Annotated in this window: 14 protein-coding genes; 7 read left to right on the top strand and 7 right to left on the bottom strand. The window is 72.2% G+C overall.

Annotated elements, in window-relative coordinates:
• Window positions 1-48: 48 nt before the first annotated feature.
• Window positions 49-399, bottom strand: a complete 351-nt coding sequence (locus AB0A90_RS14235; protein ID WP_357246627.1) for a S24 family peptidase — start codon at window positions 397-399, stop codon at window positions 49-51.
• 84 nt (window positions 400-483) lie between these two features.
• Between AB0A90_RS14235 and sodN the strand changes: the two genes are divergently transcribed.
• The 3 genes from sodN to AB0A90_RS14250 are packed head-to-tail and all read left to right on the top strand — an operon-like array spanning window position 484 to window position 1,891.
• Window positions 484-888 carry a superoxide dismutase, Ni gene (sodN, locus tag AB0A90_RS14240; protein WP_357246630.1) on the top strand — a complete coding sequence of 135 codons (405 nt, stop codon included), beginning with the start codon at window positions 484-486 and terminating at the stop codon, window positions 886-888.
• On the top strand, window positions 885-1,487 hold the full coding sequence (locus tag AB0A90_RS14245; protein ID WP_357246633.1) for a GNAT family N-acetyltransferase: 603 nt from the start codon (window positions 885-887) through the stop codon (window positions 1,485-1,487). The genes sodN and AB0A90_RS14245 overlap by 4 nt, the downstream gene beginning before the upstream one ends.
• Window positions 1,484-1,891: an ATP-binding protein gene (locus AB0A90_RS14250; protein ID WP_088987803.1), complete on the top strand. Its 408-nt coding sequence runs from the start codon at window positions 1,484-1,486 to the stop codon at window positions 1,889-1,891. The genes AB0A90_RS14245 and AB0A90_RS14250 overlap by 4 nt, the downstream gene beginning before the upstream one ends.
• Before the next feature lie 48 nt (window positions 1,892-1,939).
• On the opposite strand, the gene AB0A90_RS14255 is transcribed toward AB0A90_RS14250, so the two are convergent.
• A complete protein-coding gene (locus AB0A90_RS14255) occupies window positions 1,940-2,368 on the bottom strand; it encodes a hypothetical protein (protein ID WP_357246635.1) in 429 nt (142 codons plus the stop codon).
• Here AB0A90_RS14255 and AB0A90_RS14260 point away from each other — a divergent pair.
• Together AB0A90_RS14260 and AB0A90_RS14265 are read left to right on the top strand one after the other, a co-directional pair.
• On the top strand, window positions 2,367-3,317 hold the full coding sequence (locus AB0A90_RS14260; protein ID WP_357246638.1) for a diacylglycerol kinase family protein: 951 nt from the start codon (window positions 2,367-2,369) through the stop codon (window positions 3,315-3,317). The two genes, AB0A90_RS14255 and AB0A90_RS14260, sit on opposite strands and share 2 nt — an antisense overlap.
• A gap of 450 nt (window positions 3,318-3,767) precedes the next feature.
• Entirely contained in the window at window positions 3,768-4,025 is a 258-nt protein-coding gene (locus AB0A90_RS14265) for a WhiB family transcriptional regulator (protein ID WP_088950012.1), read from the top strand.
• A 67-nt stretch (window positions 4,026-4,092) separates the two neighbouring features.
• Here AB0A90_RS14265 and AB0A90_RS14270 read toward each other — a convergent pair whose 3' ends face one another.
• The 5 genes from AB0A90_RS14270 to AB0A90_RS14290 all read right to left on the bottom strand — a co-directional run bounded on the left by AB0A90_RS14270 (window position 4,093) and on the right by AB0A90_RS14290 (window position 8,721).
• Complete coding sequence (locus tag AB0A90_RS14270; protein WP_357247163.1) at window positions 4,093-4,854, bottom strand: CbiX/SirB N-terminal domain-containing protein; 762 nt, start codon at window positions 4,852-4,854, stop codon at window positions 4,093-4,095.
• Between the two features lie 32 nt (window positions 4,855-4,886).
• Window positions 4,887-5,648: a phosphoadenylyl-sulfate reductase gene (locus tag AB0A90_RS14275; protein ID WP_357246641.1), complete on the bottom strand. Its 762-nt coding sequence runs from the start codon at window positions 5,646-5,648 to the stop codon at window positions 4,887-4,889.
• Entirely contained in the window at window positions 5,645-5,806 is a 162-nt protein-coding gene (locus AB0A90_RS14280; protein WP_167393614.1) for a hypothetical protein, read from the bottom strand. The genes AB0A90_RS14275 and AB0A90_RS14280 overlap by 4 nt, the downstream gene beginning before the upstream one ends.
• The gene (locus AB0A90_RS14285; RefSeq protein WP_357246644.1) at window positions 5,803-7,515 is read right to left on the bottom strand and encodes a nitrite/sulfite reductase; all 1,713 of its coding nucleotides are present in this window, start codon (window positions 7,513-7,515) and stop codon (window positions 5,803-5,805) included. Before AB0A90_RS14285 ends, AB0A90_RS14280 begins: the two co-directional genes overlap by 4 nt.
• A gap of 294 nt (window positions 7,516-7,809) precedes the next feature.
• Window positions 7,810-8,721 carry an ArsR family transcriptional regulator gene (locus tag AB0A90_RS14290; RefSeq protein ID WP_357246646.1) on the bottom strand — a complete coding sequence of 304 codons (912 nt, stop codon included), beginning with the start codon at window positions 8,719-8,721 and terminating at the stop codon, window positions 7,810-7,812.
• A gap of 62 nt (window positions 8,722-8,783) precedes the next feature.
• Between AB0A90_RS14290 and AB0A90_RS14295 the strand changes: the two genes are divergently transcribed.
• Together AB0A90_RS14295 and AB0A90_RS14300 are read left to right on the top strand one after the other, a co-directional pair.
• The gene (locus AB0A90_RS14295; protein WP_357246649.1) at window positions 8,784-9,809 is read left to right on the top strand and encodes an aldo/keto reductase family protein; all 1,026 of its coding nucleotides are present in this window, start codon (window positions 8,784-8,786) and stop codon (window positions 9,807-9,809) included.
• A 35-nt stretch (window positions 9,810-9,844) separates the two neighbouring features.
• Entirely contained in the window at window positions 9,845-11,350 is a 1,506-nt protein-coding gene (locus tag AB0A90_RS14300) for a glycosyltransferase family 39 protein (protein ID WP_357246651.1), read from the top strand.
• Window positions 11,351-11,357 lie beyond the last annotated feature (7 nt).

Here is an 11,357-nt window from a genome sequence, read left to right on the forward strand (position 1 = left end):
GGCACTTCCGAGCATAGTGTCGACGCCCACACCCGGATGTGAGCGGGGTCATAACCGCCGGCGATGTACCCGACCGGGGCGCGGCCAGTAGCGGACCAGCACCCGCCCTCGTACGTCGGCGACCCCGTACGCCCGGGAGTCGTCGGTGACCAGTTCGTTGTCGCCGCGCAGCCACCAGCCGCCGTCCTGTTGCCGGACCGCCCGCTTCACCACCAGCAGGTCGGGGCGAGTGCGGAAGACCGCGACCACCACGTCGCCGGGTCGGATCCGGCGGTCGCCGGGGCGGACCAGCACCGAGTCGCCGTGCCGCAGCGTCGGTGCCATGGACGGGCCGACCACCAGGACGGCGGTCAACGGCCCGCGCAACCGGGCCACCTCAGGCGGGTGATCGGTGCCCACTGGTTTCACCTCCGTCCGTTCGGAAAGCATCCCCCAGGAGTAATGTCGCCTTTGATCATCGCAAACTTCCCATGGAGGATCCTGATGCGATTTCCGCGCATCCTCGCGCCCCGCGTCATCGCGAGCGCACACTGCGACCTGCCGTGTGGTGTCTACGATCCGGCTCAGGCTCGGATCGAGGCCGAATCGGTCAAAATGATCTGCGAGAAGTACCAGGCGAACACCGACCCGGAGTTCCGCACCCGCGCCATCATCATCAAGGAGCAGCGCGCCGAGCTGGTCAAGCACCACCTCTGGGTGCTGTGGACCGACTACTTCAAGCCGCCGCACTTCGAGAAGTACCCGAACCTGCACAGCCTGTTCAACGAGGCCACCAAGCTCGCCGGCGCCGGTGGCGTCAAGGGCAGCCTCGACCCGGCCACCGCCGACAAGCTCCTCTCGAAGATCGACGAGATCTCGAAGATCTTCTGGGAGACCAAGAAGGCGTGACCGCACCGGTCATCCTGACGATCCGGCCGGCACGTCCCGAGGACGTGCCGGCCGTCGTCGCCATGGTGCACGAGCTGGCGGAGTACGAACGGGCCGCCGACCAGTGCCACCTCACCGCCGAGCAGCTGACCTCGGCCCTGTTTCCGGCCGCTCCAGCGAGCGGCGCGGCCACGGACGCGTCCAGCCCCGCGCCGGCTCCGGCGCTCTTCGGGCACGTCGCGGTGGACGAGCAGGACGAGCCGATCGGCTTCGCGCTGTGGTTCCTCAACTTCTCCACCTGGGCCGGTGTGCACGGCATCTACCTGGAGGACCTCTACGTTCGGCCGGCCGCCCGGGGGTCCGGTGCGGGTCGGCTGCTGCTCGCCGCCCTGGCCGAGATCTGCGTACGACGCGGATACCGGCGACTGGAGTGGTGGATGATCGACTGGAACCCGGCCGCCGGGTTCTACGCGTCGATCGGCGCGGAGCAGATGAGCGAATGGGTCCCCTATCGGCTCAGTGGCGACGCGCTGCGCGAGCTGGCCGACCATGCCGCCACCGCTGGCACGCGTACGGGCGACCGAGCGGGTAGAGTCCCCGACCGGGGGGATGAGGCGTGACTCAACTGACTGGCCAGCCAGCGACCGACGACGACGTGGTGCACCTCACGGTGCCCGCCGACGGCGGTTACCTTGGCGTGCTCCGCACCGCCACCGCCGGCCTCGCGGCCCGGTTGCAGTTCGCGCTGGACGAGATCGAGGATCTGCGGATCGCGGTCGACGAGGCGTGCGCCATGCTGCTCGCCATCGCCACCCGCGACGCCGAGTTGGAGTGCCGCTTCGCGGTCACCGAGGACGCGTTGACCGTCGAGGTGACCGTGCCGACCGTGCGTGGTGCCACGCTGCCGGCCGAGTCGTCCTTCGCCTGGAAGGTGCTCACCGCGTTGACGACGTCGGCGTCCGCCACGGCCGCCGACGGTCGGGCCACGATCGCGCTGCTCACGCGCCGCTCCGGCGGCTACTGACCGGCGCCGCTCCAGCGGGCTACTGACCGACTCGGCGCGCCGGGTCCGTCACGCCACGCCCAGTGCCCGGGTCGTCGGGGGGCTGACCAGCAGCCAGGTCACGCCCAGGCCGAGCGCCATCAGCGGCACCCCCAGCCAGCCCAACCCGCCCTGGATCATGAACCATCCGATCGGCAGCAGCATCAGCTGCAGCACGATCGCCGGCGCACGGGCACCCGCCCTACGGCGGGACAGGGCCCGGCCCAGCGCCCAGAGCGCGACCGCGGCCCCGACGGCGAACGCGGTCACCAGCAACGCCGACGCCAGATCGGTGGTGGTGGCCGTGAGGTCGGCCCAGATCAGCCATGCCGCGATGAGCCCGACGGCGGCCGCCTCCGCCCAGAGCAGCCGGACCGCCCAGCGGAGCGTGACGGGAGCCGAGTCGATGGTCACGCGCGCCACGATACCCGGGCTACCGGGAGGTACAGTGCCGCCCATGCACGCCGTCCTGGTGGTCAATCCAAAGGCCACCACCACCAGCGAACGCAGCCGGGACGTGCTCGTCCGGGCGCTGCGCAGCGAAGTCGACCTCAGCGTGCGCTACACCCGGCGGCGCGGACACGCGATGGCGCTGGCCCGGGAGGCCGCGGCCGAGGGTGTCGACCTGGTCGTCACCCTGGGTGGCGACGGCACCGTGAACGAGGTGGTGAACGGCCTCATGACGGCCGACCCGCCGCCCCGCGCCGACGACGCGCCGATGGCCGAGCGGTTGCCCGCGCTGGCGACCGTGCCAGGCGGGTCGACAAACGTGTTCGCCCGCGCGCTGGGCCTGCCCCGGGAGTGGCCGGAGGCGACCAGCATGATCCTCGAAGGGTTGCGCCTGGGCCGGAGCCGGACGGTGGGGCTGGGCCTCGCCGACGACCGCTACTTCACCTTCTGCGCGGGGTTCGGCCTGGACGCCGCGGTCATCCACCGGGTGGAGCAGGCCCGGCGCAAGGGTCGGGTGTCCACGCCGACGCTCTACCTGCGCTCGATCATGAATCAGTACTTCTTCGCCTCGGACCGGCGACATCCGGCGATCGTGCTGGAGCGTCCGGGCGAGCCGTCCGAGGCCGAGCTGGCCACGGTCATCATCCAGAACACGGCACCGTGGACGTACCTGGGCGACCGGGAGGTCAACCCGAACCCGGCGGCGTCGTTCGATCTCGGGCTGGATGTGCTGGCGCTACGTCAGCTCCGGGTGGCTAGCACAACACGGACAGTGACTCAGTTCCTGTCCCGGCAACCGGATCCACGCGGTCGGCAGGTGTTACGACTCCATGACACGGCGGAGTTCACGCTGGTCTCCAGCCGTCCGCAGGCGTTTCAGCTCGACGGCGACTATCTCGGCGAGCGGGAGAAAGTCAGATTCACCTCCGTTCCGGCCGCACTGAGAGTAATCTGCTAGGTCTCGGGTACTGCCCTTGGTCGACACGGTGGCCACAACCGATCGACTTGGTCGCCGCCACACCGAGGGGCAGGTGCCGGAAATGTCAGCAATGTCACGCGGACTGTACTATATTGATCCTCGACTGTGGCACGGCGGGTAATCGGGAAAGCCCCGAAAACCGGACAAAGGGGCTGTGGGCTTGCTCACCGCCCGGAGTTTTTCCGAGCGTCACCCTTGACATCACGACTGTTCGTGAAAGTATTCACAAGCGGACTTGAGTTACAGGGACATTGCCTGGATATGCTCGTCAGGTTGAGCTGTTCCAGCAGGTCCCCGGCGCTGAACGCCTGCTCACGCACTGCCGAATGGACGGACGCTAACCGTCACCATCGGCACTGCGGATGCATATAGGAAAAGCACGACCAAGCAATTGTTCGCCACCCATCCAGAATGAGGAGTGTTGCCGCCATGGACTGGCGTCACCATAGTGTCTGCCGCGACGAGGACCCAGAGCTGTTCTTCCCGATCGGGACGTCTGGACCGGCTCTGCTGCAGGTCGAGCAGGCCAAGGCCGTCTGCAGGCGCTGCTCCGTGACCGACCAGTGCCTGCAGTGGGCACTCGAGTCGGGTCAGGACGCCGGCGTCTGGGGCGGAATGAGCGAAGAGGAGCGGCGGGCCGTCAAGCGGCGCGGCGGCCTCCGCGTGCTGCGCGCTCACTCCGCCTGATCCCAACGACACCGCTGTACGCCCCGGTGGGTCCGCCCACCGGGGCGTTCCGCTGTCCGCCCCAGCCTCAGCCGGCCGGTGCCACGACGTGGCCGTTCGACAGGTCGTCGACCCGGCGCAGCACCACCTCGACCAGCTCCGGCGCGTCGGTCAACGGGGCGGACACCGCCACCGCGCCGGCCGCCCGAGCCGCCTCGGTCACCGCGTCGTGGAACAGGCCCGGCGCCAGGAAGTACGCGGACACCGCGACCCGCCGTGCGCCGGCCGCCCGCAGCCGCGACACCGCCACACCGGCCGCCGGTGGCGCCGCCGAGGCGTACGCCACCCGACAGGGCACCCCGAACTCGGCACCGAGCGCCTCCGCGGCCTGACCCACCGACCGGCGGGCGCGCGCGTCCCGGGTGCCCGCCGCGGCCAACACCAGCGCGTCGAAGCGGCCCGGCCGCACCTCGGTGAGCCGTCGACGCAGCCCGGCCAGCAGCCCCGGGTCGACGGTGCCGTCCGCCGGGCCGAGCACGTCGGTCACCCGCACCGCCAGTGGCCGCTCGGCCCGCACCGCCGCGCTGACCGCCGCCGGAATGTCCACCCGATGGTGATACGCGGCGGTCAACAGCAGGGGCACCAGTACCGCCCGTTGGTGACCGGCCGCCGCCAGGCCACGCAGCACCTCGGTCGGCCCCGGCTCGGTGTGGTCCAGCCAACTCGCCCAGACCTGTGTCCCGGGCCGGGCCGCCGACACGGCTCGGGCGAGTGCCCGGGTGGCGTCGGCCGCTCGTGGATCCCGGCTGCCGTGGGCGACGAGCACCACCGGGGCCACCCCGGCGGCCACGTCCGGGCCGGTCGGGGTGGTCGCTGGCGAGGTCAGACGTGCAGCCCGCACTCGGTCTTCTCGAACATGGCCCACCGGCCGGCCCGCGCGTCCTCGCCGGCCTTCGTCCGGCGGGTGCACGGCCAGCAGCCGATCGACCCGTAACCCTGCTTGAACAGCTCGTTCACCGGCACGTTGAAGCGCGCGATGTACGCGTCCACATCCTTCTGCGACCAGGCCGCGATCGGGTTGACCTTGACCCTGCCGCGCCGCGCGTCGAACGTCACCACAGGCGTGTTGGCCCGGGTCGGCGACTCGTCCCGCCGCAGGCCCGCGGCCCAGGCGTCGTACCCGGACAGCGCCCGCTCCAGCGGCTCCACCTTGCGCAGCTGGCAGCAGTCGTCCGGTGACTTGTTGAACAGCCGGGGGCCGTACTGGCCATCCTGCTGGCCGACCGTGAGTCGGGGCCGGATCGACCGGACGTTCACCGGGAGCGTGCGGGCCACCTCGTCGCGCACCCGCAGCGTCTCGGGGAAGTGCAGGCCGGTGTCGAGGAAGACCACGTCCACGCCCGGGGCCACCCGGGACACCAGGTGCGCCAGCACGGCGTCGGCCATCGAGCTGGTGACGCAGAACCGGTCGCCAAAGGTCTGTGCGGCCCAGCGGGCGATCTCCAGCGCCGGGGCGCCTTCCAGGTCCTGGGCCGCCTGCTCGGCCAGGGCGCGCAGCTCGGCGGGGTCGCGTCGGGCCGGGTCGGCGGATGTCGAAGCGCCCGGACCGACCAGGCGCAGGTTCGCTGCGGAGACGAGGCTCATCGGGTCACCGCCCGGGAGAGCAGGCCGGTGAACTTCACCGAGAAGACCCGGGTGCAGGCGTGGCACTCCCAGGCGCCGTGCCCCGCCTCGTGCGGCCGCAGGTCCTCCTCGCCGCAGTACGGGCAGTACAGAGGTGCCGCTCGGTTCTCGCTGCTCACCGCAGTGCCTCCTCATCGACTCTGATCACCCAGTTGGCGAACGTCTCGCCCTCGCTCCGACCGGCCAGGTAGCGACGGGCCAGCCGTTCCACGTACTCCGGAAGCTCCTCGGCGGTGGTCTTCAGGCCGCGCAGCTTGCGGCCGAAACCGGCCGTCTGCCCCTGGGCCATGCCCAGCCCGCCGCCCAGGTGCACCTGGAAGCCCTCGACCTGTCGGCCGTCCGGGCCGACCACCAGCTGGCCCTTGAGCCCGATGTCGGCCACCTGCGTGCGGGCGCAGGCGTTCGGGCAGCCGTTGATGTGGATGGAGATGTCCGCGTCGAAGTCACGCAACCGCTGCTCCAGCCGGGCCACCAACTCCTCGCCGCGGGCCTTCGTCTCGACGATGGCGAGCTTGCAGTACTCGATGCCGGTGCACGCCATCGTGCCGCGCCGCCAGGCCGACGGCCGGGCCTCCAGGCCAATGCCACGCAGCGCGTCGACAAGCGACTCCGTCCGCTCCGACGGCACGTCGAGCACCAGCAGCTTCTGGTACGGGGTGAGCCGCACCCGGTCGCTGCCGTGCGCCTCGACCACGTCGGCCAGTTGGGCGAGCTGCCCGCCGGAGACCCGCCCGACCACCGGCGCGGCGCCCACGTAGTGCCGCCCGTCGGCCTGCTCGTGCACGCCCACGTGGTCGACCGGCTTCGACGGCAGGGTCGGCGCCGGGCCGTCGAGCAGCGTACGACCGAGGTAGTCCTTCTCCAGGACCTCGCGGAACCGCTCCACACCCCAGTCCGCCACCAGGAACTTCAGCCGAGCCCGGTTGCGCAGCCGCCGGTAGCCGTAGTCGCGGAAGATCCCGACCACCCCGGCCCACACGTCCGGAATCTCGGCCATCGGCACCCAGACGCCGAGCCGCTGGGCGAGCATCGGGTTGGTGGAGAGACCGCCGCCGACCCAGACGTCGAAGCCGGGGCCGTACTCGGGGTGCTCGACACCGAGGAAGGCGATGTCGTTCGACTCGTACGGGGTGTCCACCAGCCAGGAGATCGACGTCTTGAACTTGCGGGGCAGGTTGGAGAACTGCTTGTCGCCGACGTACCGGGCGACGATCTCGTCGATCGCCGGGGTCGGGTCGAGCACCTCGTCACGGGCCACGCCGGCGACCGGGCTGCCCAGCACGATCCGGGGGCAGTCGCCGCACGCCTCGGTGGTCTGCAGGCCGACCGACTCCAGCCGACGCCAGATCTCCGGCATGTCCTCGACCCGGATCCAGTGGTACTGGATGTTCTGCCGGTCGGTGATGTCGGCGGTGTCCCGGGCGAACTCCCGGGAGATGTCCGCGATCACCCGCAACTGGGCCAGGCTGAGCTGGCCGCCGTCGATGCGGACCCGCAGCATGAAGAACTCGTCCTCCAGCTCGTGCGGCTCCAGCACGGCGGTGCGCCCGCCGTCGATGCCCGCCTTGCGCTGGGTGTAGAGGCCCCACCAGCGGAACCGGCCCCGCAGATCCTGCGGATCGATGGAGGCGAAGCCGCGGTGCGCGTAGATGGTCTCGATGCGGGCCCGGACGTTGAGCGGGTCGTCGTCCTTCTTGATCCGCTCGTTGGGGTTGAGCGGCTCACGGTGGCCGAGCGCCCACTGACCCTCACCCCGTGGCCGGCGCGGTGCTCGGGTCGGGCGAGCCGTCGGGTCCTCGGAACGGGCCGGGATGCTGCTGACCGCCATCGCGGCGTCCTCCGTTGTCTGCTGTGCCTCGGGGTACGCGGGGCGCGGCGGCCGGCCCGGCGAAGCGGGCGGGACAACGGTGTCTTCAGACAGCCGGCGCGGAGCGCGCCCGAGACAGATTGATCGGGCGTCGTCAGTAGGCCGGACAGATCGCGCTGCGCACGCGGCCGTAATCGACGTGGCGACGTGCCACGAAGCGGCGGACGACTGCGGCGGTCATGCGCCCCATGCTGCCACACCCCGAGGGGGCCGGCCAATGTCCACGTGCTGGATCCCACATCACGGGCGAGGGGGCTAGTCGACCAGCTGGTCACCGAGGATGGTTCGCGCGTACCGCACCACCCTGCCCTCCCGTACGCCGACGATCAGGCCGTTGTCCCGCAGCGTGGTGAGGTGGTGCGACGCCGTCGCCGGCGCGAGCCCCAACATCGCGGCCAGCTCGCCGGTGCTCAGTGGCGCGTCGAGCAGGGACAGCGCCGCCGCCCGCGTACCGCCGAGCAGGGCGCCGAGCGCCGCGCTGGGCGGCGGCGACGCCCACAGCCCGCCGAGCCCGGCCGGCGGATAGCAGAGGGCGGGTCCGGCGTCCCCCTCCAGGATCGCGTGCACCGTCGGTCCGGAGAACGAGGTGGGCAGCAACGTCCACGGGCGGTCGTCCAGACCGGCCGGCCGGGACGTGCCGACGGCGACCCGCAGCGCCGCGCCGTCCCAGCGGATCAACGGGTGCAGCTCGCGGAGCAGGGTGCGCCCGCCCTGGTCGGCGGCGAGCAGGGTGCGCCGTCGGATGTCGGCCAGCGCGAGCGCCCGCAGCCGGGGCCAGTCCGGTGCGATCAGCAGGGTGAAGTACCGCCGGAGCTGCGCGACCAGCTCGTCCGGGGCCAGCCGGGGTGCGCCGGCCCGGTCCAGTTGCCGCCGCACCCGGGACGGGTCGGTGCCGGCGACCGCCCGCAGCTCGGCCGCCAGGTTCGGGGCCACCCCGATCGGGGTGAGGAAGTCCGGTACGTAGCCGTTGGACGACCGGAGCACCGCCAGCAGCGGCTCCAGGCCGGCCCCCGGCAGCAGCCGTTCGGCGCGCTCCCGCCACGGGCGGTGCATCCAGTACTTCGCCGGCTTGCGCAGCGCCCAGGAACTGGCCACCAGCTCGGCCAGCGGCGAGTGCACGAACCGGACGCGACTCAGGTCGTCCGGCGTGAACCGAACCTCGATCACCGACAGATTCGACCACGTTCGAACGGTTCGGCGACAGCGCGCGACCGCCGGAGGATCCGAGCATGGAATACAGGCAACTGGGCCGGTCGGGCCTGCGCGTGAGCGCGGTCGCGTACGGCAACTGGGTCACCCACGGCAACCAGCTCGACGACGACGCGGCGGGCGCGTGCGTGGCCGCCGCCCTGGACGCGGGCATCACGACCTTCGACACGGCGGACCGGTACGCCCAGGGGCGGGCCGAGCTGGCGCTGGGCAGGGCGCTCAGTGGCGTCCGGCGCAGCTCGATCGAGCTGTGCACGAAGGTGTTCCTGCCGGTCGGGCCGGGGGCCAACGACTCCGGACTGTCCCGCAAGCACATCATCGAGAGCTGCCACGCCTCGCTGGGCCGGCTGGGCACCGACTACGTCGACCTCTACCAGGCGCACCGGTACGACGACAGCGTGCCGCTGGAGGAGACGATGCTCGCCTTCGCCGACCTCGTCCGTCAGGGCAAGGTGCTCTACGTCGGCGCCTCCGAGTGGACCGCCCCGCAACTGCGTGCGGGTCTGCGGCTCGCCGCCGACCTGCGCGTCCCGTTCATCGCCAACCAGCCGCAGTACTCGATGCTGTGGCGGGTGGCGGAGGCCGAGGTGGTGCCCACCAGCGCGGAACTCGGGCTGGGTCAGCTCGCCTGGGCGCCCCTCGCGATGGGCGTGCTGACCGGCAAGTACGAGCCCGGCAGGCGCCCGCCCGCCGATTCCCGGGCCACCGACGGCTTCGGCGGGTCGTTCGTCGCCCGCTACTCCTCGGATCTGTTGCTCTCCCGGGTCCGCCAGCTCCGGTCGATCGCCGATGCCGCCGGCTGCACGATGGCCCAGTTGGCGGTGGCGTGGGTGTTGCACCGACCGACCGTGGCCAGTGCGATCGTCGGTGCGTCCCGACCCGGGCAGCTCGCCGAGACCGCCGGCGCGGCGGCGGTCCGGCTGGACGACGAGCTGATGGAGCGGATCGATGCCGTGCTCGGTGACCTTGTCGAGCGTGATCCGGCGAAGACGGCCCGGCCGAACGACGTGATGCCCGCCTGGCGCCCACCGCCTGCGGCCGGCTGACACCACGAACGGCGAGACCGTGGCAGGCTCGGACCGTGGGCAGATTGTCCGAGTCGACCGGCGCGGCGTGGGACCACCTGCGCCGCGTACCGGTCTGGCTCGCCCCGGCACTGCTGACCCTGGCGGTGACCCTGACCGGGCTGGGTTCCGCCCAGCTCTGGCGCGACGAACTGGCGACCTGGAGCGCGGCCAGCCGGTCGCCCGAGGACCTGGCCCGGCTGGCCGGCACCATCGACGCCGCCACCGGGCCGTACTACCTGCTGATGCACGGCTGGACCGCGATCGTCGGCGACTCCACGGTCGCCCTGCGCGTGCCGGCCGTGCTGGCGATGGCCGTGGCGGCCGGGCTGCTCGCCGTGCTCGGCGCGCGGCTGGTCGACCGGCGCACCGGCCTGTTCGCCGGGCTGCTGTTCGCGGTCCTCCCCGGCACGTCCCGCTACGGGCAGGAGGCCCGCCCGTACGCGTTGGCCACCATGCTCGCGGTGCTCGCCACCCTGCTGCTGGTGCCCGCACTGCGCCGACCGAGCTGGACCCGCTGGGCCGGATACGCCGCCGCCGTCGCCGCCCTCGGGCTCATCCACCTGATCGCGCTCACCCTGCTCGCCGCGCACGGCCTGGTCGTCCTGCTCGCCTGGTGGCGCGGCCCGGCCACGGCCGGCGTCGGCAGCCGGGACGAGCACGACGCTGCGCGGGACCGGCGGGTGTGGCGCTGGGTGGTCTCCGTGGTGCCGGCCGCGCTGCTCGTCGCCCCCCTGCTGCTCAAGGCCCGCGCCCAGCGGTCCCGGCAGCTCAACTGGGTCCACCTGGTCCGCCTGGACGACCTGACCGCTCTGCCCGGCGGGGTGGCGCAGAGCAGCGTGGTGGGTGGACTGCTGGTCGGGGTCGCCGCGTTGGGCGCGGCCCGCCTCGGGCGTCGCGCCCTGCTGCCGGTGAGCGCGGTGCTGCTGCCCGTGCTGCTGCTCTTCGCCGCCGGTGAGGTCGTACCGCTGTGGGTGCCCCGGTACCTGGTCTTCGTGGTGCCCTTCGCCTGCCTGCTGGCCGGCGCGGCGATGGCCGCGGTGGCGGTGCCCGCCGCGCTCGCCGTGGTGGTCCTGGCCGGGTTGCTCGGCCTTCCCGACCAGGCGGCGTTGCGGCGCACCCACGAGTGGCCGCGCAGCGCGCCGGTGGACTACGCGGGCGCGGCGCGCGTGATCGCCGACGGTCAGCGGCCGGGCGACGCGATCGTCTACTCGCCCCGGCAGAGCTGGCTCTTCCTCGACCTCGGCATCGAGTACCACCTCGACGACCCTCCGCGGGACATCCTGGTCACCGAGGACGAGGTCCGCCGGGGGGACCTGTGGGCGGCCGAGTGCCCCCGACCGGAGCAGTGCCTGGCCGGTACGACACGGGTGTGGCTGGTGCTCTCCGGTCGGCACGCCGAGCCGCTGGCCGCCGTGACCGGCGCCAAGGGTGACGCGCTACGCGCGGACTTCACCGTCGCCCAGGTCTGGCCGCGCCCCGGCCTGACCGTAGCCCTACTGACCAGCCGCCCCGCCCGCTGATCCGCTG

Origin of the sequence: Micromonospora sp. NPDC049204 (assembly GCF_040647935.1) — a bacterium.
In the GTDB taxonomy this organism is placed as follows: domain Bacteria; phylum Actinomycetota; class Actinomycetes; order Mycobacteriales; family Micromonosporaceae; genus Micromonospora.